General features: G+C 65.9%; 18 protein-coding genes. 5 read left to right on the plus strand and 13 right to left on the minus strand.

Features of this window, described 5'->3' with window-relative positions; translation table 11 throughout:
- The first annotated feature begins 10 nt into the window (after positions 1–10).
- Positions 11–1,414 carry a glucose-6-phosphate dehydrogenase gene (locus AC5RUQ_RS05750; protein WP_493946428.1) on the plus strand — a complete coding sequence of 468 codons (1,404 nt, stop codon included), beginning with the start codon at positions 11–13 and terminating at the stop codon, positions 1,412–1,414.
- Positions 1,415–1,549: 135 nt separating this feature from the next.
- On the opposite strand, the gene AC5RUQ_RS05755 is transcribed toward AC5RUQ_RS05750, so the two are convergent.
- Positions 1,550–1,888 (minus strand): P-II family nitrogen regulator, encoded by a 339-nt coding sequence (locus tag AC5RUQ_RS05755; RefSeq protein WP_015937412.1) that lies wholly within the window; start codon positions 1,886–1,888, stop codon positions 1,550–1,552.
- The gene (locus tag AC5RUQ_RS05760; RefSeq protein WP_493946429.1) at positions 1,885–3,237 is read right to left on the minus strand and encodes an ammonium transporter; all 1,353 of its coding nucleotides are present in this window, start codon (positions 3,235–3,237) and stop codon (positions 1,885–1,887) included. The genes AC5RUQ_RS05755 and AC5RUQ_RS05760 overlap by 4 nt, the downstream gene beginning before the upstream one ends.
- Before the next feature lie 225 nt (positions 3,238–3,462).
- Here AC5RUQ_RS05760 and AC5RUQ_RS05765 point away from each other — a divergent pair, with 225 nt between their 5' ends.
- The gene (locus tag AC5RUQ_RS05765) at positions 3,463–4,725 is read left to right on the plus strand and encodes an MFS transporter (RefSeq protein ID WP_493946430.1); all 1,263 of its coding nucleotides are present in this window, start codon (positions 3,463–3,465) and stop codon (positions 4,723–4,725) included.
- Here AC5RUQ_RS05765 and ftsY read toward each other — a convergent pair.
- The 7 genes from ftsY to coaD form a co-directional block, all read right to left on the minus strand.
- Entirely contained in the window at positions 4,722–5,930 is a 1,209-nt protein-coding gene (gene ftsY / locus AC5RUQ_RS05770) for a signal recognition particle-docking protein FtsY (RefSeq protein ID WP_493946431.1), read from the minus strand. The two genes, AC5RUQ_RS05765 and ftsY, sit on opposite strands and share 4 nt — an antisense overlap.
- A gap of 71 nt (positions 5,931–6,001) precedes the next feature.
- Positions 6,002–9,589, minus strand: coding sequence for a chromosome segregation protein SMC (gene smc / locus AC5RUQ_RS05775; RefSeq protein WP_493946432.1), 3,588 nt, complete (start codon positions 9,587–9,589; stop codon positions 6,002–6,004).
- Positions 9,590–9,722: 133 nt separating this feature from the next.
- A complete protein-coding gene (gene mutM / locus AC5RUQ_RS05780) occupies positions 9,723–10,697 on the minus strand; it encodes a bifunctional DNA-formamidopyrimidine glycosylase/DNA-(apurinic or apyrimidinic site) lyase (RefSeq protein WP_493946433.1) in 975 nt (324 codons plus the stop codon).
- 4 nt (positions 10,698–10,701) lie between these two features.
- Positions 10,702–11,430 (minus strand): ribonuclease III, encoded by a 729-nt coding sequence (rnc, locus tag AC5RUQ_RS05785; protein WP_493947166.1) that lies wholly within the window; start codon positions 11,428–11,430, stop codon positions 10,702–10,704.
- A 21-nt stretch (positions 11,431–11,451) separates the two neighbouring features.
- The gene (rpmF, locus tag AC5RUQ_RS05790; RefSeq protein WP_009356569.1) at positions 11,452–11,655 is read right to left on the minus strand and encodes a 50S ribosomal protein L32; all 204 of its coding nucleotides are present in this window, start codon (positions 11,653–11,655) and stop codon (positions 11,452–11,454) included.
- A gap of 36 nt (positions 11,656–11,691) precedes the next feature.
- Positions 11,692–12,216, minus strand: a complete 525-nt coding sequence (locus AC5RUQ_RS05795) for a YceD family protein (protein WP_256249010.1) — start codon at positions 12,214–12,216, stop codon at positions 11,692–11,694.
- A gap of 123 nt (positions 12,217–12,339) precedes the next feature.
- Positions 12,340–12,840 carry a pantetheine-phosphate adenylyltransferase gene (gene coaD / locus AC5RUQ_RS05800; RefSeq protein ID WP_163162655.1) on the minus strand — a complete coding sequence of 167 codons (501 nt, stop codon included), beginning with the start codon at positions 12,838–12,840 and terminating at the stop codon, positions 12,340–12,342.
- Between the two features lie 43 nt (positions 12,841–12,883).
- Between coaD and AC5RUQ_RS05805 the strand changes: the two genes are divergently transcribed.
- Both AC5RUQ_RS05805 and AC5RUQ_RS05810 read left to right on the plus strand, forming a co-directional pair.
- The gene (locus AC5RUQ_RS05805) at positions 12,884–14,113 is read left to right on the plus strand and encodes an aminotransferase class I/II-fold pyridoxal phosphate-dependent enzyme (RefSeq protein ID WP_493946434.1); all 1,230 of its coding nucleotides are present in this window, start codon (positions 12,884–12,886) and stop codon (positions 14,111–14,113) included.
- Complete coding sequence (locus AC5RUQ_RS05810; protein ID WP_493946435.1) at positions 14,113–14,907, plus strand: spermidine synthase; 795 nt, start codon at positions 14,113–14,115, stop codon at positions 14,905–14,907. Before AC5RUQ_RS05805 ends, AC5RUQ_RS05810 begins: the two co-directional genes overlap by 1 nt.
- A gap of 20 nt (positions 14,908–14,927) precedes the next feature.
- Here AC5RUQ_RS05810 and rsmD read toward each other — a convergent pair whose 3' ends face one another.
- From rsmD to thiL, 4 genes are read right to left on the minus strand one after another with little or no spacing between them, the layout of a single operon-like run.
- Positions 14,928–15,563: a 16S rRNA (guanine(966)-N(2))-methyltransferase RsmD gene (gene rsmD, locus AC5RUQ_RS05815; protein ID WP_493946436.1), complete on the minus strand. Its 636-nt coding sequence runs from the start codon at positions 15,561–15,563 to the stop codon at positions 14,928–14,930.
- 45 nt (positions 15,564–15,608) lie between these two features.
- Positions 15,609–17,873 carry an ATP-dependent DNA helicase RecG gene (locus tag AC5RUQ_RS05820; protein WP_493946437.1) on the minus strand — a complete coding sequence of 755 codons (2,265 nt, stop codon included), beginning with the start codon at positions 17,871–17,873 and terminating at the stop codon, positions 15,609–15,611.
- Positions 17,863–18,849 (minus strand): DAK2 domain-containing protein, encoded by a 987-nt coding sequence (locus AC5RUQ_RS05825; RefSeq protein WP_493946438.1) that lies wholly within the window; start codon positions 18,847–18,849, stop codon positions 17,863–17,865. The genes AC5RUQ_RS05820 and AC5RUQ_RS05825 overlap by 11 nt, the downstream gene beginning before the upstream one ends.
- Before the next feature lie 22 nt (positions 18,850–18,871).
- The gene (thiL, locus tag AC5RUQ_RS05830) at positions 18,872–19,918 is read right to left on the minus strand and encodes a thiamine-phosphate kinase (protein ID WP_493946439.1); all 1,047 of its coding nucleotides are present in this window, start codon (positions 19,916–19,918) and stop codon (positions 18,872–18,874) included.
- Between the two features lie 90 nt (positions 19,919–20,008).
- Between thiL and AC5RUQ_RS05835 the strand changes: the two genes are divergently transcribed.
- Positions 20,009–20,512, plus strand: coding sequence for a DUF3515 domain-containing protein (locus tag AC5RUQ_RS05835; protein ID WP_493946440.1), 504 nt, complete (start codon positions 20,009–20,011; stop codon positions 20,510–20,512).
- The last annotated feature ends 12 nt before the right edge of the window (positions 20,513–20,524 follow it).

Genomic DNA, 20,524 nt, shown 5'->3' on the forward strand with positions numbered 1-20,524 from the left:
TGCTGGCAAAATGACGAGCCAGACAACAGTGAAAACCCTGCTCATCCTCGGCGCTTCCGGCGACCTCACCGGGCGGCTGCTCCTGCCCGGCCTGGCGCGGCTTGTTGCCACGGGCCGCGCGGCAGGCCTCCGCCTGGTGGGCGCAGGCTCCGATCCCTGGACCCCGGAACAATGGCGGGACAGGGTCCGTACGTCCTTCGCTGCGTCCGCGAAATCGGCTTCCCCTGACGGCCTGCGGGCACTGGAGGACCTGGAAAAGGAGACCGTCTACCACCAGCTGGATGTCACGGCCGGGGGTGCGCTTGCGTCGCTGCTCGCCACCCTTGAGGGGCCCGCCGCCGTCTACTTTGCCCTGCCGCCCCGGATCAGCCAGCTCGCCTGTGAAGCCCTCCGGCCGGACCAGGTACCGCCCGGAACGAGGCTGGTGATGGAAAAGCCCTTCGGTTCCAGCGAGGAATCCGCCCGCTCGCTCAACCAGACCCTGGTGCGCCTGGTGCCGGAGGACCACATCCACAGAGTCGACCACTTCCTGGGCAAGGCCACGGTGCTGAATATCCTGGGCCTGCGCTTCGCCAACAACTTCCTGGAGCCCGTGTGGAACCGCGAGCACGTGGAGAAGGTGGAGATCATCTTCGACGAGGACCTCGCGCTCGAGGGCCGGGCCCGCTACTACGATGGTGCCGGTGCGCTCCGGGACATGATCCAAAGCCACCTGCTCCAGATCATGGCCCTGATGGCCATGGAGCCGCCGTCAAGCATCAGCGAACGGGACCTGCGCGACGCCGTTTCCACAGTCCTGCGGGCAAGCAGCGTCCCCGCTCCCTATGCAGCTTCCACCCGCAGGGCGCGATACACGTCCGGGACTGTGGCCGGGAAGGACGTGCCCGACTACGCGAAGGAGGACGGCGTGGACGCGTCGCGGGGAACTGAAACCCTGGCGCAGATCCAGGTGGGGATTGATAACTGGCGCTGGAAGGGTGTCCCGTTCATCCTGCGCTCCGGGAAAGCCATGGGCGTGAAGCGCAAAGAGGCCGTGGTGACGTTCAGGCCCGTCCCCCACCTTCCGAAGGGATTCACGGGGGTGGACTCGCCGAACCAGCTCAGGATCGGCTTCGGGCCCGACACCCTCGAATTCGACGTCGATGTGAACGGACCCGGCGAGATCCTCAGCCTGAGCCGGGTCACCCTTGAAGCTGAACTGAGCGCATCCGAACTCCTGCCCTACGGTGAAGTGCTGGAGGGCGTGCTCACCGGCGATCCGCTGCTCTCCGTCCGGGGCGATACAGCAGAAGACTGCTGGCGGATTGTGGAGCCGGTCCTGAAGGCCTGGCAACGGGACACGGTCCCGCTGGAGGATTACGACGCCGGATCGTCGGGGCCGGCGGAACTGTCCACCAGCGTGCGGGCTGAGTAAACGGGCTGAGTAAACCGCGAGCGTTCAGCGGACGCGGGCAACGCGCAGGAAATATAGAACGGGCCAACAGAAGAGGGGCAGGAAACCTTCCGGTTTCCTGCCCCTTTTCTGGACTGTTTCGGAGTTGCCGACCGCCTAGATGGCGGCGACTCCCCGTTCCCCGGTCCTGACCCGAACTGCCTCGAAGACGTCCATGGTCCAGACTTTGCCGTCCCCGGCCCGGCCGGTGTTCGAGCTGGCGATGATGACGTCCAGGATGTCGTCGGCCTGCTCGTCGGTTGCCAGGACTTCAACCCGGATCTTCGGCAGGAGGTCCACGTTGTACTCGGCTCCGCGGTACACCTCCGTGTAGCCGCGCTGCCGGCCGTAGCCGCTTGCCGCGCTGACCGTCAAGCCCTGTACGCCGTAGGCTTCCAGTCCTTCCCGGATGGCTTCGAGCTTTTCCGGCCTGACGATTGCGGTGATCAGTTTCATGCCCCCACGCTTTCCTTGCCTGTTGCTGATTCGGTCTTCCGGGCATCCGCCGTGGCCCCGGAGGCCTCCGGCTGGGTCTTGCCCGTGATCATGTCGTGCAGCGGCTGGAAGCTTCCGCCGTGTCCGCCAACACCGAACTCGTAGGCGGTTTCGGCGTGCAGGCTGAGGTCCACACCCACCGTTTCCTGTTCCTGCGATACCCGGAAGCCCATGGTCTTGTGAATGGCCAGGGCGATGATGGCCGTGAGGATCGCCGAGTAGGCGATGGCGATGCCGGCAGCTGCGAGCTGGGCCCACATCTGGGTCATGCCGCCGCCGTAGAAGAGGCCGCCGCCCACGCCGTCGGCGGGAAGTGCGATGAAGCCCAGGGCCACGGTGCCGATGATGCCGGAGACGAGGTGGACGCCAACGACGTCGAGTGAGTCATCGAAGCCCCAGCGGAACTTCAGTCCAACAGCGAGGGCCGAGGCCACACCGGCCACAACGCCGAGGCCCAGGGCACCGACGGGGCTGACGTTGGCGCAGGCGGGAGTGATGGCGACCAGGCCGGCAACCACGCCGGATGCTGCACCGAGGGAGGTGGGGTGGCCGTCGCGGATGCGTTCGGTGACAAGCCAGCCGAGCATGGCGGCAGCAGGAGCGGCGAGCGTGTTGACCCAGATGAGGCCGCCCTGTTCAGCAGTGGTGGCGGCGCCGCCGTTGAAGCCGAACCAGCCGAACCACAGGATGGCTGCGCCAAGCATCACGAACGGGATGTTGTGCGGGCGGTGGTTGGGGTCCTTGCCGAAGCCCTTGCGGTTGCCGATGATGAGGACGAGTACCAGTGCGGCCACGCCTGCGTTGATGTGGACCACCGTGCCGCCGGCGAAGTCGATGGCCGGGCCGAGCGCCTGGCCCACAGCACCTTCGGGGCCGAACAGGCCGCCGCCCCAGACCATGTAGGCCAGGGGGCAGTACACCAGTGTGACCCAGACAGGGACAAAGACGCTCCAAGCGCCGAATTTTGCCCGGTCCGCGATGGCACCGCTGATCAGCGCGACGGTGATGATGGCGAAGGTGGCAGCGTAGCCCACCTTGATCAGCCCGTCAGGAGTGTCGATTCCCTCGAGGCCAAAGGTGGCGAACGGGTTGCCCACGATCTGCAGGAACCCATCACCGGAGCTCATGGAGGCGCCCCAGAGGACCCAGACAACACCCACCATGCCGATGGAGATGAAGCTCATCATCATCATGTTCAATGCGGCCTTGGCACGCGTCATGCCGCCGTAGAAAAATGCCAGACCCGGCGTCATCAGCAGCACGAGGGCTGCCGACACCATGATCCATACGTGACCTGCGGTAAGTTCCATGGTGCACGTCCTCTCTGGTCGAATATTGCGGAGTCCTCCGCCTGCCAACGCCTTTTGCGTCCTGTAACGAGTTTGTCCGCGCCGTGTTTCGCCCACGGAGGATTTAGATTGCCGGCCTGTTACAACAACCTCTAGGAAGTAAATGGTGCATATCGTGCTTGTTACGGTTGTGTTTCACCGTTTCCGCCGGCACCCGGCCCTCCAGACTGCAAGGATTTGTGCACCATGACGGCAGCACCCCGCGGAAGCGGCGCCACTTCAAGGTTCCTGGCCCGCCTGCGGCCGCAACGGGACCGGCTTCCCCGCGATATTAAGGTGATGCTGGTGGCAGCGTTCCTGATTGCGTTGGGATTCGGGCTTGTTGCGCCCGTATTGCCGCAATTTGCGACCACCTTTGGGGTCGGAAACACCGAGGCGTCCGTGATTGTTGCCATCTTCGCTTTTATGCGGCTCGTATTTGCCCCGGCGGGCGGCAGCCTGATCGGGCGGTTGGGTGAACGGCCCGTCTATGTGGCGGGGCTGCTGATTGTGGCCGTCTCCACGGCGGCCTGCGCGTTCGCCCAGGATTACTGGCAATTGCTGCTCTTCCGCGGTCTCGGGGGCGCGGGTTCCGTGATGTTCACCGTGGCGTCCATGGCCCTGGTGATCCGGCTCGCGCCTCCGGAGAGCCGGGGCAGGGTGTCCGGCGCGTACGCGACGGCGTTCCTTATCGGCAATGTCTGCGGCCCGATTGTTGGCGGGCTGCTGGCCGGATTCGGCCTCCGGATACCGTTCCTGGCCTATGCCGCAGCCCTGATAGTCGCCGCCCTGGTGGTCCAGACACAGCTCAGCCACGAGCGCCGCGGTTCTGCGGAGGCACAACAGCGGTCACCGGAGATGAAGCTCGGCGAGGCCCTGGCGACAGGACCATACAGGGCTGCCCTGATGTCCAGCTTCGCCAACGGGTGGGCCACCTTTGGCGTCCGCATGGCCACCGTTCCCCTGTTTGCCGCTGCCGCCTTCGGCGCCGGGCCCGAGGCGGCAGGGCTGGCTTTGGCGGTGTTCGCTGCCGGCAACGCCGTGGCGCTGACCTTCTCCGGCCGCCTGGCAGACAGCATGGGGCGCAAGCCCATGATGATCGCGGGCCTGCTGGTGGCCGGCGCTGCGACGGCCGGGATCGGCTTCGCCGGCGAACTGGTGTGGTTCCTGGCAGCATCGGCTCTGGCCGGCGTCGGCTCCGGGCTGTTCGGACCCGCCCAGCAGGCCGCCGTCGCCGATGTTATCGGCAACGGGCGGTCCGGCGGCAAGGTCCTGGCCGTGTACCAGATGACGTCTGACGTCGGCGCGATCGCCGGGCCCGTGCTGGCCGGCGTGCTGGCGGACCGCCTGGGCTATGGGTGGGCTTTCGGCATCACAGGCGGCATCATGCTGGTTGCCGCCTGCAGCTGGATTACCACCCGCGAAACACTTCGGCCCGCCAAAAGCGCGGGCAGTGCGGACCGCCGCTAGTTCAGCAGCGCGTCCACAAACGCTTCAGCCTCGAACGGGGCGAGGTCGTCGGCACCTTCGCCCAGTCCAATGAGCTTGACCGGTACGCCAAGGGTCTTTTGGATGGCGACGACGATGCCGCCCTTGGCTGTGCCGTCCAACTTTGTCAGGACGATACCCGTGATGTTAACGACTTCGGAAAACACGCGCGCCTGGTTCAGGCCGTTCTGGCCGGTGGTTGCATCCAGCACCAGGAGGACCTCGTCCACCTCGGCAAGCTTCTCCACGACGCGCTTGACCTTCCCCAGTTCGTCCATGAGGCCCACCTTGTTCTGAAGGCGGCCGGCCGTGTCGATCATCACTACGTCGACTTCCTGGTCGATGCCGGCCTTCACTGCTTCGTAGGCTACGGACGCCGGATCGGCACCCTCGATGTCCGACTTCACGGTGGGAACGCCTACGCGCTGGCCCCACGTGGCCAGCTGCTCCGCGGCCGCAGCACGGAACGTGTCCGCGGCGCCGAGGAGGACGTCCTTGTCCTCGGCCACCAGCACGCGGGCAAGCTTGCCCACGGTGGTGGTCTTGCCCACGCCGTTCACGCCTACCACCATCATGACGGCCGGCTTGTCAGCGTGGCGCTGCACGTTCAGGGTGCGGTCCATGGTGGGGTCCACAATCTTGATGAGCTCCTCCCGGAGCAGCACCTTGACCTGCTCGGGGGTCCGGGTGCCCAACACCTTGACGCGCTCACGCAGGGCGTCCACAAGCTGCATGGTGGGTTCAGTGCCAAGGTCGGCCAGAAGAAGGGTTTCCTCGACTTCGTCCCAAACGTTCTCATCGATCTTGTCGCTGGACAGCAGTGCCAGCAGGCCCTTGCCCATGATGTTGTTGGAGCGTACCAGTCGCTCGCGAAGGCGCATAAGGCGGCCGGCCACAGGCAGCGGGGTCTCGACCTGGATGACTTCCAGGCCCGCTGCATCGTCCGGGACCGTGGTGGTGTCCAGCCCCTCCAGGTCCACGCCGTCGGGGGCCTTGCGGTCCGTCGCCGCGGCCGGACTGTCCTCGACGGCCGTGCTCCCGCTCCGTGGCAGGACGGGGTCGTTGGCGTCCCGGGTGCCGGGGTACTGGGTGATGTTCTTCCGCGTCTTGAGCAGGACCGGAATCAGCCCGCCAATAACCGCCAAGGCAGCAACAATGGACAAAATTATGGGGAGGATGTCATTCACTCCCCTAGCTTCTCATAACGCAGCGGGCGTTACGGGCGGCGCGGGGGCTGCCCCGGACCGCCACAGCCCGCCTACACCTCGGCGCCCAGGCGCTGGCTGATGACGGTGGAGACGCCGTCGCCCCTCATGGTTACGCCGTAGAGAGCATCGGCTACTTCCATGGTCCGCTTCTGGTGGGTGATCACGATGAGCTGGCTGGACTCCCGGAGTTCCTCGAAGATAGTGATGAGCCGGCCCAGGTTTGTGTCGTCCAGGGCAGCTTCCACCTCGTCCATCACGTAGAACGGCGACGGCCGCGCCTTGAAGATCGCAACCAGCAGGGCCACTGCCGTCAAGGAGCGTTCACCGCCGGACAGGAGCGAAAGCCGCTTGATTTTCTTGCCGGCAGGGCGGGCCTCCACCTCGATGCCGGTGGTCAGCATGTCGCCCGGATCCGTGAGTACCAGCCGTCCCTCCCCGCCGGGAAACAACCGGGCGAAGACCCTGGTGAACTGTGCCTGGGTATCCTCGAAGGCTTCGGTGAACACCCGCTGGACCCGGTCATCCACTTCCTTGATGATGTCCAGCAGGTCCTTGCGGCTGGCCTTCAGGTCCTCCAATTGCGTGCTGAGGAACTGGTGGCGCTCCTCAAGCGCGGCGAATTCCTCCAGCGCCAGGGGGTTGACCCTGCCCAGGCTGGCGAGGTCGCGTTCGGCTTTCCGGAGCCGCTTCTCCTGCTCCTCACGGATGTAGGGCTTGCCTTCGTTGATTTCGGCTCCGGCGGCATCCACCGGGGCGCGCAGGGCCGCCCACTTGTCGCCGCTTTCTCCGGCAGGGACCGGGACGGGCACCTCAGGCCCGTAGTCCGACACCAAGGCATCGGGGGTGATGCCGAGTTCATCGATGGAGCGGCTTTCCAGGGCTTCGATGCGGGCCCGTTGCTGGGTGCGGGCGAGTTCATCGCGGTGAACGTTGTCCGTGAGCTCGGCAAGTTCCCGCGCGAACAGGTCATTCGCTGTCCGGATCTGCAGCAGTTCCTTGTCCCGCTGTTCCCGGTTCTCTTCAGCGAGGTCGCGCTCGTGCCTTGCCAGGTCCACGGACACATCCATGTACCGCAGGGCCAGTTCAACAGCGGCAGCTACTGCGGCAGCCCGTTTCGCCTGGGCCCGGCGGCGGCGGGCACGTTCGGCTGCTTCCTCCCGGGCGCGGCGCTCGGCGGCGGCGGCACGTTCCAGCGAATCGACCCGGTTCCGGGTTGCGGTTAACTGCTCTTCCGCGCTGCGCAGTGACAGCCGGGCCTCCACCTCGGCAGCCCGGGCCGTGGAGGCAGCCTGGGCAAGGGCATCCCGGTGTTCGGTGGAGGGCTCCTGTTCCAGGGGCGCCTCCTGGGCAGCGGCAAGCCGCGCCGTCACGGCGGCGAGCGCTTCCTGCCCGGCCACGACGTTCGCTTCGGCTTGAGCCAGGGACACCGCCAGCCGGTCGCTTTCGCCCACTGCGCTGCGGAGTACGGAGTTGAGGTGGCCGAGGCGTTCCGCCACGGCCGCCAGCCTGGCATCTGATTCGTGCAGCCGGTCGAGGGCAGCGTCGGCACGTTCCTGCGCCTCAGCCTTCCGTGCCTCTGCCGCGGCCAGGGCAAACCTGTTCCGCTCCAGACCTGCCGTGACGGACGAAAGCCGGCTTTCGGCGTCGTCCACGGCGGCCTGGACTTCGAGGAGGGACGGCGCCTTCGCCGAGCCGCCCGTGGCTGAAACCGCGGTGAAGACATCCCCGCCCCTGGTCACCGCCGTGATACCGGGACGCGCGGACACAAGCGCAGCAGCTGCCTGGACGTCGGCGACGACGGCGGTGCCGGCCAGCAGGTGCCTCACCGCCGGGGCTGCGGGTCCGGCGTCCTGCACAAGTCCCCCTGCCCAGCGTGCCCCTTCCGGCAGGGGCGCGGCTTCACCCGCCACAGCCAACTCGGCGGCACCCGCAGCGTGGAGCAGGAACGACGCCCGCCCGGCGTCGTCGTCCTTGAGCAGTTGGACCATACCGGCTGCCGCCTCGTGGTCCCGTACGAGGACCGCGTCCGAGGCTTCCCCCAGGGCAGCGGCTATCGCCGTTTCGTAACCCGGTTCCACCGCCAGTTCCCCCGCGAGGGTTCCCAGGACCCCTGCCAGTCCGGCGTCAAGGACGTGCCCTGCCCCGTCTTTCCTGTTGAGCCCCAGATGAAGGGCGTCCCGGCGCGCCACCAACGCATCACGCTTGCGGATTCCCTCACTGACGGCTGCCTTGAAGCCGGAGATGTCCTGAAGCACTGCATCGAGCGCTTCGCTGGCGGCCTCATATTCGGCGTCAAGGGATTCCTCACCTTCTTCCACGCCTGCCACCTGGTTTTCCAGCGCGGTGAACTCGGACTGGGCGCGGGCACGCCGTTCCGCCCCGGCCGCCTGAGATTCCCGGAGCCTGCCCAGCTCGGCCTGCGCGGATTCCACCCGTGACCTCGCCGCTGCAACCTGGCCGGCGAGCCTGGCCAGTCCTTCACGCCGGTCCGCGGCTGCCCGCAGCACCGCAGTGAGCCGCTTGTCCTCGGCCAGGGCGGCAGCCTCTGCCTCCGCTTTAGCTGTGCTGGCCGCCTCGAGTCCACTGCGCCTATCCAGGATGTGGCGTTCCAGCTCGGCAAGCTCCCCGCGCACCCGGGCGGCCTGCCTCTCAAGCTGTTCAGGATCGCGGCCAGCTGCCGGGGGCTCCGTGGACCCGAGCAGGCGGGTGCGTTCCTGCGCCAACGTTCCGAGGGAACGGAGCCGCTCACGCGAGGCAGTCAGCCGGTACCAGGTGTCCCTTGCCGCGTTCAGCTTTGGTGTTGCTTCCGCGGCCAGCTGCTCCAGGGCAGCCTGCTGCCGGCGCCCGGCTTCCAGCTCCTGCTCGACGGCGGCCCGCCGGGATTTGAGGGCAGCTTCGTCCGCGACGTCCTGCTCCAGTGCTTCCTGCAGCTGGACGAGATCGTCAGCGAGGAGCCGCGCTCTGGCATCGCGGACGTCGAACTGGACGCGCTGGGCACGCCGGGCCACCTCGGCCTGTTTGCCCAGCGGGGTCAGCTGGCGCCTGATTTCGCCGGTCAGGTCGGTGAGTCGCTGCAGGTTTGCCTGCATGGCCTCGAGCTTGCGGACCGTCCGCTCCTTGCGGCGCCGGTGTTTAAGGATGCCTGCGGCTTCCTCAATGAAGCCCCGGCGGTCCTCGGGGGTGGCATGGAGGACCCGGTCCAGCTGGCCCTGGCCCACGATGACGTGCATCTCACGGCCCAGGCCTGAGTCGGACAGCAGTTCCTGGATGTCGAGCAGCCGGCAGCCCGCGCCGTTGATGGCGTACTCGGAACCGCCGGCCCGGAAGAGCGTCCGGGAAATCGTCACTTCGCTGTACTCGATGGGCAGGGCACCGTCAGTGTTGTCAATCGTCAGCGACACGTGTGCGCGCCCCAGCGGGGGCCGGCCGGACGTTCCGGCGAAGATGACGTCTTCCATCTTGCCGCCGCGCAGGGTTTTAGCCCCCTGCTCCCCCATCACCCAGGCCAAGGCGTCCACCACGTTGGACTTGCCGGAGCCGTTGGGGCCGACTACGGCGGTGACACCGGGTTCGAAATTGAAGGTGGTGGCCGACGCAAACGACTTGAACCCCCGGACGGTCAGGCTTTTGAGGTGCAAGGCTTTTGGATCTCCTGGATGGCTGGGACGGATGCTTCCCTGCACCAAATCTACTGCTTACCGGCGGAATGGCCCGGATTGACGGGCCCGTACCCCTGCCGCGGGGGCACCGGAGCCCAGCCGGCGGTTTGTACTACCAGCGCCCGTTACGGGGACGGGGCTGGCACACGGGACAGGTGTGCGAGGAGCGGTTCATGAACTGCTCCCGGCGGATGGTTGCGTGGATTCCCGCAGCGGCACACCGCTTGCACGGCTGCCCCTCCCGCCCGTAGGCGTTGAGGGACCGGTCGAAGTATCCTGAGGCGCCGTTGACGTTCACGTACAGGGAGTCGAAGCTGGTTCCGCCCGCGGCCAGCGCATCCAGCATGACCTCGCGCGCGCTGCCCACTACCCTTTCCGCTTCCATGCGGCGCAAGGTGTCGGTGGGCCGGGCGAAATGAAGGCGGGCGCGCCACAACGCCTCGTCGGCGTAGATGTTTCCGATGCCGGATACCAGGCCTTGGTCCAGCAAGGCGCGCTTCAGGCCGGTTTTGCGTTGGCGGAGGCGGCGATAGAAAAGGTCAAAAGAAAAAGCCGGATCCAAGGGGTCCCGTGCGATGTGCGACGCTTCTTCTGCGATCAGCGGAAGGGGCGATTCAGCGAGGCCGCCCGGGCCGCCGTCTTCTGTTGGAACCAAAGCAGTGACGAACAGGCCACCGAAGATCCGCTGGTCCACGAACCGCAGCTGTTCAGGCATGCCGTCGCGCGGAGCCAGCCGGATCCGTACTTTGAGGTGTTTCTCATCCGCGACGCTGCCATCCTGCATCAGCAGCTGCCCGCTCATGCCCAGGTGGGCCATCAGCGCCACCTTTTGGGTGCCGGCAGGCCCGTCCGGAAGTGGCCCGTCAGGACCGGCGGACGTATCCAGCAGCGGCATCCAGAGGAACTTACCCCGCCGCACGACGTCCGCAACAGTTGCGCCTTCGAGGTTTCCGATGAAATCTTCGGTACCCAGTGCGTGGCGGCGGATCGAGCGCTGGTCCAGGACTTCCACGCGTTCGATGGTCCTGCCGCGGACCCAGCTCACCAGGCCGCGGCGGACCACCTCAACCTCGGGTAGTTCAGGCACGACGCTACTTGGCGGCTACGGAGCCGGCGGACTTGCCCGCCGGCGCGGAGCCGGCGTTGCCGGTGAGGGCGCGCCATGCGTCGGCGGCAGCCTCCTGCTCCGCTTCCTTTTTCGAGTGGCCGGTGCCCTTGCCGTAGGCCGTGCCGCCAATGTGCAGGGTAGCCGCGAAAATCCGCGCGTGGTCCGGGCCGGAGCCCTCCACCGCATAATGGATGGTTCCGAGCTGGCGGCTGGCCGCCAGTTCCTGGATGCTGGTCTTCCAGTCGGTTCCCGCACCCAAAGCGCCGGCATCCTTAAGCAGGGGCCCAATCAGCCGCATCACGAGCTGCCGGGCGGTCTCGATGTCGTTGGACACATAGGTGGCACCGATCAGCGCCTCCATGGTGTCCGCCAGGATTGAGGCCTTGTTTTTGCCCTCGGTGAGCTTTTCGCCCTGCCCGAGGTAGATGTAGTCGCCAATGCCGAGGCTTCGTCCGATGCCAGCGAGGGCCCGGGTGCTGACCACGGCCGAGCGTCGCTTCGCAAGATCGCCTTCGGGCAGGTCCGGGTTGTCCCGATACAGAGCGTCGGTCACGGAGAAGCCAAGGATGGAGTCCCCCAGGAATTCGAGCCGCTCATTCGTGGGTATGCCGCCGTTTTCGTAGGCGTAGGAACGGTGTGTGAGCGCAAGACGAAGCGTCCCGGCGTCAATAGAGACACCGAGACGCTTCAAAAGCTCTTCAGTTGAAGACATCATGTCAGCCGGAGGGGCCGATTAGACGTCCGCGACCTTGCGGCCCTTGTACTCAAGGAACAGCGCGGTGCCGGCCGAGTCGGTGACAACCTTTGCCTGGTGCGGCAGGCTGTAAGTAACCTGGCCGTTCTCCACGGTCTTCACCAGGTGGGGGGCGGTCGCCTTCCACTGCGAGCGGCGGGCGCGGGTATTCGAGCGAGACATTTTCCGCTTGGGAACAGCCACGGCTAACTCATTTCTCTCTAGACAAACACGTACAAATCAATTTTGCCGGTCAGGCTTAGCCATATCAGCTAGGGCAGCCCAGCGAGGATCCAAGACCTCGTGGTGGTGCCCCGGCTCGTCTTCCAGGCGAACTCCGCATTCGGAGCAAAGGCCCTGGCAGTCTTCCCGGCACACCGGCTGGAACGGCAGATTGGTGACAACCGCGTCCCGCAACACCGGTTCAAGATCGATTACATCGTGCTCGACTCGACGTTGCTCTTCATCTTCTTCTTCGTCCGAAAGCTCTACACCCTCATAGAAGAAAAGTTCTTGCACATTGACCTCAAGGTCATACGCAAGGGGATCCAGGCATCGCCCGCATTCGCCGGTTACTTCGGCAATCGCGGTTCCTGATACCAGAATTCCTTCGTGTACGGCCTCAAGCCTCAGATCCAGCTCGATATCCGAGCCTTCCTGAACACCAATAAGCGCCACACCAAGATCACTTGGTGCGGGTACATGTTCCGTCAGTGTCCGCATGCTTCCCGGACTGCGTCCGAGGTCCTTGACGTCGAACGCCAGGGGCGAACCAGCATCTCGTTTAATGAGAACTCCTGTTGAACATATGACCGACGTACCATCTTAGCCTGAAGAGCCGCAGGGACTCAAACCAGGTAGCCGGCGGCGCCGAAGTACCGGACTAGCCTACCCTCTCGGCTGCTGTTCAGGCGCCGACTCGCCCGCAAGCATCCTCCGGTGCACTGACCTGGGAACGTAGTCCGAAACGCTGCCGCCCAGGCTGGCAACCTCTTTGATCAGGGTGGAGGACAGGTGTATGTAGTGGGCCTCGGCGGGCAGGAACACCGTTTCCACGCCGCTGAGCTGGCGGTTCATCGTGGCCATGGGGAGCTCGTAGTCGAAATCCGAGGAGGACCGAAGGCCCTTGACGATCGCGGAGACGCCGCGCTGCCGGCAATATTCGGCGAGGAGGCCTTCCCCAACAGGTTCCACCACAATGCCCTTCAGTAACGCAAGGGTTTCCCGCGCCATGTCCAGGCGCTCTCCCAACGTGAACATGTACTTCTTGGCAGGGTTGGTGGAGACCGCAACGATGACCTCGTCAAAGAGGCCGGCAGCCCGGGCAATAACCTCGAGATGGCCGTTGTGGATGGGGTCAAAGGATCCGGGGCAGACAGCTCGTCTCATGCTCCGAACCTACCCCATGAAAAGGCCGGGATACCATGACTGGATGCATCCACAACGGGAAGTTTCCACCCCTTTGGCGCCCGCCCCCTGGCAGCGGACCGCGCTCGGAGCCAACCTCCTGGGGCCCGGCGGCGGGCTGGGAGTCACGATCTTCGAGGAAATGACCACCCTGGCGGTGCAGACCGGAGCGATCAACCTGGGCCAGGGCTTCCCGGATGAGGACGGGCCGCTGGAGATACGCGAAGCGGCCCGTGCAGCCATCGACTCCGGGCATAACCAGTACGCGCCGGGGAGAGGCGTTCCGGAGCTCCGTGAAGCAGTGGCTGCCCACCAGGAAAGGTTCTACGGCCTTTCCCCCGATCCGCAGACCGAGGTGATCGTTACAACCGGCGCCACCGAGGGAATTGCCGCCTCCCTGCTGGCTTTTGCGGGACCCGGTGACGAGGTACTGACCTTTGAGCCGTTCTACGATTCCTACGGCGCAGTCATCGGCCTGTCCGGCGCAACGCATGTAACGGCTCCCCTGCTGGCGCCGGACTTCATGCCGGACCTGGCTGCGCTGGAGGCTGCTTTCAGCGAGCGCACGCGGATCGTCCTGCTGAACAACCCGCATAACCCCACCGGCGCCGTCCTTCCGCGCCCGGTGCTGCAGCGCGTTGTGGACCTCGCCCGGAAGCACGACTGCCTGATCGTCACTGACGAGGTGTACGAACATCTCACGTTCGGCGACCGCCACGTCCCGGTGGCATCCCTGCCGGGAGCCGGTGACCGGACCATCACCCTTTCGTCGGCCGGCAAGACGTTCTCCCTGACCGGCTGGAAGATTGGCTGGCTTACAGGCCCCGAGGGGCTCGTGTCCGCTGTACGCACGGTTAAGCAGTTCCTCACCTATAGTTCGGGCACGCCGTTCCAGTCAGCGATTGCCAGCGGGCTCGGCCTGCCGGACGCCTTCTACACCAACATCGCGGCCACGCTGAAGCACAAGCGCGACATCCTCAGCGAAGGCCTTCGGGCAGCGGGTTTCGACGTTTTTACACCGCAGGGAACCTACTTCGTCAACGTGGACACCGCTCCGCTGGGCATTCATGACTCGGTGGACCTGGCCCGCAGGCTCCCCGGCCTGGTGGGCGTGGCCGCGATCCCTGTCCCCGTTTTCTGTCACCCTGAAGGTGCCGAGAGGACGCGCAGCCTCCTTCGGTTTGCGTTCTGCAAAAAGACCGAAGTCCTGGAGGAAGCGGCCGCCCGGCTGGCCACCCTCAGCGGACGGCTCTGATGCCCGCCGGGAACGGCAGGCGGGCGGAACGGTTCCTCCGGACCACCGGACAGCACGCAACCATCGCACCGGACGCCTTCACCGAAGGCAGCTACGTGCTCAGCATCGGCGGGGCGGAGCAATCCCATGTGAACCTGGCCCAGCCGGACGAGATTTTTTACGAGTACCTGCGGCGGATCGGCCACCTGGTGGATCTGGCCGCACCACCCGGAAAGCCTGTGACAGCACTGCATCTGGGGGCCGGGGCACTGACACTGGCCCGCTACATCCAGGCCACCAGGCCGGGGTCGATGCAGTATGCGGTGGAATTGGAACGTGAGCTGCTGGACTTCGTCCTGCGCCAGTTGCCCCTCCCGGAGGGGACGGACCTGCACACCATCATCGGGGACGCCCGCGGGGCACTCGCGGAACTCGAACCCGGACTCCTGTTCGACGTCGTGATCCTCGACATCTTCTCCGGGCCGGAAGCCCCAAAACACCTTGCCTGCACCGAGTTTTACAGCGAGGTGCGGGACCGGCTCACCCCGCGCGGGCTGCTGATCGTCAACGTGGGCGACGAGCCGGGGCTCACCCTGGTCCGCAGCCAGGTTGCGGCAATGCGGCGGGCGATGGGTGATGTAGCGGCGTTTGCCGAAGCAGGCATGTTCGAGGGCCGCTACCCGGGCAACATCGTTCTGACCGGCACCCAAGCGCCCTGGCCGGAAGGTTGGTCCGAAGCATTAGTATCCCGCGGCCCGCATCCCGCCAAAGTCCTGGCCGGCGTGGACCTGGACATGCTCGCGCCCCAGTCCTGATAAACCCAGTCCTGATAAACCTAGTCCTGGTCAACCACATCCTGATCCGCCAGGTCCTGGTCAACCACGTCCGGGTCAATGGCGTCCGGCACAAAAGGCTCTGCATACCACAGCCGCGTTTCGCCGTATTTTTTCTCCGCGAACCGCGCCAGGCCTCCGGGCCAGCCCGGCTCAGGAGAGCGGGACGACCTCTCCACCACCACCACAGCCGCCGGCGAAAGGTGGGCAGCAAGCTTTTCGAGCACCGCGGACAGCGCCACCTCCTCCAGCGGATAGGGCGGGTCCAGGAACACGAGGTCCCAGGTTGCCGTGGCGGCGGCGCGTTCCAGGAAAGGCTCAACCTTGGAGCGGTGGACCGTCACGGCTTTCCGGCCCAGAACCCCGTTGATGAGGTCGGCGTTGCGCTGGCAGACGGCACTGGCCTTGGCATCGGACTCCACCAAATCCACCGTCTGCGCGCCCCTGCTGCAGCTCTCCACCCCCAGCGAACCTGAGCCGGCGTACAGGTCCAGGACCCGCGCACCGCTGATGACGTCAAAGGCGTCCAGCCGCGAGAACAACGCCTCCTTGACGCGGTCCGTCGTGGGCCTTGTCAGGGAACCCGGAACAGTCTGCAGCGGCGTACCGCCGGCGGCCCCGGCGATGATGCGGCTCATTGAGCGCCCCCGCTTCGGCCGCCGTGGATATCAGACTCAACCGTTTTAACCGCGTTCAAGGAACGCCTCCTTTTCGGGGTTCAGGTACTTCTCAATTGCCTCGGCCAGATCCGGGTGTGCCCCCAGCGATGGGTCCTGCGCCACAATGTGCTGGGCATCGTCCCTGGCGCGGCTGATGATGGCTTCATGCTCAAGCACCCGCAGGAGTTTCAAGGTGGAGCGTCCGCCGGACTGGGAAGCGCCCAGGATGTCACCCTCGCGGCGCAGCTTGAGGTCCTCCTGGGAAAGTTCGAAACCATCCGTGGTGGCGGCGACGGCGTCCAGCCTCCGCCGGCTGGGGTGTTCAGGTTCCAGGGCGGTGACCAGCAGGCAGGTCCCGGGCAGGCCTCCCCGGCCCACCCTGCCGCGCAGCTGGTGCAGCTGGGAGATGCCGAACCTGTCGGCGTCGAGAATGACCATAAGGGTGGCGTTGGGAACGTCCACGCCCACTTCAATCACGGTGGTGGAGACCAGCAGTTTAACGCTGTTTGCCGTAAAGCCGGCCATGGCGGCGGTCTTCGCTTCGGGCGGCTGGCGGCCGTGCAGCGGTGCCAACGGAACCCCGGACAGGGCGGGCTCATCCAGAAGCTGTTCGACGACGGCGTTCACTGATGCCAGTTCCCGTCCACCTTCCGCGTCGGTGCCGTCGGCCAGGTCGGCTTCCCCGGGGCTGAAATCGCCGTCGTCATCGGTCCCGATCTTCGGGCAGACGACGTAGACCTGGTGTCCGGCATCGATCTCCTCGCGGGAGCGGGCCCAAATCCGGCCGGCCCAGGCAGGATTCTCCGCAAGTCCCACCAGGTGGGTGGTGATCGGTGCCCGGCCCTCGGGGAGCTCGTCGAGAACCGAGGTCTCGAGGTCCCCGAACACGGTCATGGCAACGGTCCGCGGGATGGGGGTGGCGGTCATGACCAGCAGGTGGGGCGGCTTTCTGGCTTTGGCCCGGAGCGCATCCCGTTGCTCCACGCCGAAGCGGTGCTGCTCATCCACCACGATCAAGCCAAGATCGTAGAACGTGACGTTGCCGCTGAGGAGGGCATGGGTGCCAATCACGATCCCGGCCGTCCCGGAGGCGGCGTCGAGCAGGGCCTGCTTGCGTGCGGCGGCAGGCATGGAGCCTGTCAGCAGCGTGACCTGGACGGAGGCGTCGTCGAGCCCACCCAGCAGACCGTCTCTGGAGAGCGGCCCCAGTGCGCGGCGGATCGACTCGAAGTGCTGCGCCGCGAGGACTTCGGTGGGCGCCAGCAGTGCCGCCTGTCCCCCGGCGTCCACCACCTGCAGCATGGCACGCAGCGCCACGATGGTCTTGCCGGACCCTACTTCGCCCTGCAGCAGGCGGTTCATGGGAGTGTCACGGGCCAGTTCCGCTGCGAAGGTCTTCCCTATGGCGGCCTGCCCGGCTGTGAGGGTGAACGGCAGGTTCGCGTCGAACGCGGCGAGGAGACCTTCGGCGACGGGCCGGCGTGCCGTGGCTTCCTCGGAAGCCAGTTGCGCCCGGCGCCTGGCAAGCGCGGACTGCAGCACCAGGGCCTCGTGGTACCGGAACCGGTCCCGCGCCCGGCGCCAGTCCTCAGCGGAGTCTGGAGCGTGGATAAGCCGGTACGCCCGGGCCAGCGGCAGGAATCCTTCACGGGCAGCGATGGCCGGCGGGACGGGATCCGGCAAGGCGTCCAGGTCCAGGGTCTCCAACAGGATCCCGATGGTCTTCTGGATTTTCCAGCTGGGAAGTTTGGCCGTTGCCGGGTATACCGGGATAGGCATGGCTGCGAGTTTTTCCGGGTCCTGGCTGCCCTCACTGAACGGGTCTTCGTCCAGGAGCTGGAAGTCGGGGTTGGTCAGGCCAAGTGATCCTTTAAAGCTGGTGACCTTTCCCGAGAACAGTGCCCGCCGTCCCTGCAGCAGTTCGGCTTTCGCTTTGTAGCCGTTGAAGAAGCTGATTTTGAGGGTTCCGGGCACTTTGCCCCGGTAGTCCCGCCCGCCTACCAGCCGCAGCCCCTGCTGCCCGTCGTCGTCGGAAACTATGACGTCGGTGATGGTCCCGCGCCGTGCCTGCATGTTCCGTGTGCTGCTGGACAGCACCCTGGCAATGAGGGTGACCTCCTCATCGAGGGGAAGCTCGCTGATGGGGGTCAGCTCGCCCCGGGACATGTAGCGGCGCGGGAAGTAATGCAGCAGGCCTTCCACTGTGGTGATGCCGAGGTGTTTTTCGATGACCGCCGCGGAACGTTTTCCTATCCTGCGTTCCAGCGCAAGGTCCATCTCAGCGTTCATGCCCACTGGAGTTCACTGCGTCCGGGTGCGGTTCCCGCGGCAGGGCAAGTTCGCTGATACTGATCTGGGCGGGTTCGCCGAGGGAACGGATGAGGGCAACAGCCGCCTCGGGGGCCGGAACGTGGACGTGGACCCGCCAGCGGTAGTTTCCGTCGCTGTCGGGGTTGCCGCCGACCTGGCTCATGATGACGGACTCGCCGATCTCATCGAGCTGCTGACGGAGGGTGGCGGCATTCAGTGGTGAAAGGTTGATGGTACACATGACTTCGACGCCATCGTCATCCGGCATGGCAGTGTGGATGTGCGGATCGGACACGTCATAGCCGTGCAGCCCGTCAAGGAGCTCGCTTTGGAGTTCCTCGCCCAGGACGGCGGACCGGAGGCAGTCCAGGATCAGGAGCATTCCCACTCCGCCGGCGTCCACCACCCGCGCGGATGTCAGGGCGTCCAGCTGGTCCTCGGTACGGATGACGGCGGCCAGGGCCGCTTCGACGGCGGCATCCAGGGCCAGGCCCAGGGCGTGGTTGCTGTCATCATGGTTTTGTCCGGCATCCACGGCGGCTGCGGCCCGTGCAGCAGCCTCCATCACTGAAAGCATCGTTCCCGGGACGGGATCACTCAGGGCAGACCACGCGCGGATTTGGGCGCGGTTCAGGGCCGCTGCCAGCAGTGTGGACGTCAGGCGCGTGTGCCCTGCCAGTGGTTCCGCCGCCGCGCAAAGGAAAACGGAGAACAGGGTTCCGGAATTTCCCCTGGCTTCTTCCATCGCCGCCTGCCCGGCACTGGCCAGTACAGAGCCAACGTCCAGTTGCGCAGGCTGGTCCCCGGCTGCCGCAGCCGACTGGGCGGCTGCCCGGACAGTTAGGTACAGGTTGGTGCCTGTGTCGCCGTCAGCCACCGGGAAGATATTGATGGCGTTGAGGCGGTCGCTGTGGTTGCCAAGGACGGTCTCAGCCTTGCCCAACCACCTCTTCATCGCTTGCGCGTTGGCGGCAACCTTAGTGTGCAAAGTGATCCCATCCCCCGGTGTCTGCGGACCGGCCCGCTATTGTGACGCTCGGGCTTTCGTTGCTTCCCAATGCTTGTATTGAGCCTATCGCAGTGAATCCGGAAGGCAGCTGAACATCTGTTGGGAATGTGGCCAGCAGCCCATGGTCCTCCCCGCCGCCCAGCACCCACGCCATCGGGTCCGTTCCCAGCAGCTCCGAGGCGGGCCGCAGTACCTCCGCCAGTGCCCGTAACGGCGCAGGATCAAGATCAATGCCCACACTGCTGGCAGCCGCGAGCCGCAAGCCGTCCCGCAGCAGGCCATCGGAAATATCCAGCATGGCAGTGGCGCCGGCGGCCCGGGCAGCGGGCCCGGCGGCCAGAGGGGGCCTTGGCCTGCACTGGAGGTCCAGGAAGACGCGCTGCTCACGGCGAAGGGCATCAACGCTGACGGCGGATTCCAGGATCGCCAGGCCGGCGGCAGCATGCCCGGCGGTTCCGGCGATCGCCAGGACATCCCCCCGCCGGGCGCCCGACCGGAGGACGGCGTGATGGCCGCTGAGGGTCCCCAGAACGGCCACTGTCACGGAAATTTCCCGGCCACGGCCCAGATCTCCTCCGGCAACCGAACATTTGGCAGCACCCAGTTCCGTGATTGCCGCTGTCAAGCCGTCCGCCAGGTCCTCCACCCAGTTGACGGGTGTCTCCGGGGGAAGCGTGAGGCTCACCACGAGGGACGTTGATGTGCCTCCCATCGCATTGATGTCGCTGAGGTTCTGGGCCGCAGCTTTCCAGCCGACATCGAAACCGGTGGTCCGGTAGCCGTTGGGCCATTCCAGCCGGAAATCCTGGTCCTGGACCTGGGTGTCAATGCTGATGACGGTTTTCCCGTCAGGCGCTGCCACAACGGCGGCGTCATCGCCCGGACCGAGCAAGGTGGCGGCAGCATGGTCCCCACTCATGCAAAGGCGCGGAAATATCCGCGCCAGCAGCTCAGCTTCGGAGAGGGCGGCGACGGCGGGCGGCTGCTCTTGGACGGTCAATCGCTTTTCAGGCACGCCACTACGCTACAGCGGGCCTACGACATTGCGGCGCTTGCCGCCAGTACTGTGTCCGGACCAGCGGGGCCGCGACGATAGTCTTGAAGTATGCACCGTCCACAGCTTTCCCTGCCCGCCCGCGCTGCCAGGATGGCGTTGACCGGGATTGTAGCTGCCCTCGCCTTAGCCGCATGCTCCCCCGCCGTGGACGTCCCTGCAGCCCGGGACGCCGCGAACCCCGCGTGCGCTCCCATGATGGTGGCTTTGCCGGAAGCCATCGGTGATTCGGCGCTGCGCAAGACGAACAGCCAGGCCACTGCGGTCTGGGGTGATCCATCCCTGGTGATCCTTCGCTGCGGCGTGAACGTGCCCGGACCCACCACCGACCGCTGCGTGACCGTCAACGGGATCGACTGGGTGATCAAGGAAGGCGACCCCGTCTGGACACTGACCACCTACGGCCGCGAACCCGCCACCGAAATACTGATGGATCCGGACAAGATCAGCTCTGCGACTGTCCTGGCCGATCTTGCCCCTGCCGCCGGTGAGATCCCGCCTCTCAGAAACTGCGTGGGCCAGGAAGAGCTGCAGAACCTGCCGAAAAGCCAGTAGGGTTCGACCCGC

The sequence above is a fragment of the Arthrobacter sp. MDT2-3 genome (genome assembly GCF_059090465.1).

What these genes read in the sequence shown, in the direction of transcription:
- AC5RUQ_RS05750 (WP_493946428.1), top strand. Translation starts at nt 11, where the DNA reads ATGACGAGCCAGACAACAGTGAAAACCCTGCTCATCCTCGGCGCTTCC.
- AC5RUQ_RS05755 (WP_015937412.1), bottom strand. Translation starts at nt 1,888, where the DNA reads ATGAAACTGATCACCGCAATCGTCAGGCCGGAAAAGCTCGAAGCCATC.
- AC5RUQ_RS05760 (WP_493946429.1), bottom strand. Translation starts at nt 3,237, where the DNA reads ATGGAACTTACCGCAGGTCACGTATGGATCATGGTGTCGGCAGCCCTC.
- AC5RUQ_RS05765 (WP_493946430.1), top strand. Translation starts at nt 3,463, where the DNA reads ATGACGGCAGCACCCCGCGGAAGCGGCGCCACTTCAAGGTTCCTGGCC.
- rnc (WP_493947166.1), bottom strand. Translation starts at nt 11,430, where the DNA reads ATGTCTTCAACTGAAGAGCTTTTGAAGCGTCTCGGTGTCTCTATTGAC.
- coaD (WP_163162655.1), bottom strand. Translation starts at nt 12,840, where the DNA reads ATGAGACGAGCTGTCTGCCCCGGATCCTTTGACCCCATCCACAACGGC.
- AC5RUQ_RS05805 (WP_493946434.1), top strand. Translation starts at nt 12,884, where the DNA reads ATGCATCCACAACGGGAAGTTTCCACCCCTTTGGCGCCCGCCCCCTGG.
- AC5RUQ_RS05810 (WP_493946435.1), top strand. Translation starts at nt 14,113, where the DNA reads ATGCCCGCCGGGAACGGCAGGCGGGCGGAACGGTTCCTCCGGACCACC.
- rsmD (WP_493946436.1), bottom strand. Translation starts at nt 15,563, where the DNA reads ATGAGCCGCATCATCGCCGGGGCCGCCGGCGGTACGCCGCTGCAGACT.
- AC5RUQ_RS05820 (WP_493946437.1), bottom strand. Translation starts at nt 17,873, where the DNA reads ATGAACGCTGAGATGGACCTTGCGCTGGAACGCAGGATAGGAAAACGT.
- AC5RUQ_RS05825 (WP_493946438.1), bottom strand. Translation starts at nt 18,849, where the DNA reads ATGAAGAGGTGGTTGGGCAAGGCTGAGACCGTCCTTGGCAACCACAGC.
- AC5RUQ_RS05835 (WP_493946440.1), top strand. Translation starts at nt 20,009, where the DNA reads ATGCACCGTCCACAGCTTTCCCTGCCCGCCCGCGCTGCCAGGATGGCG.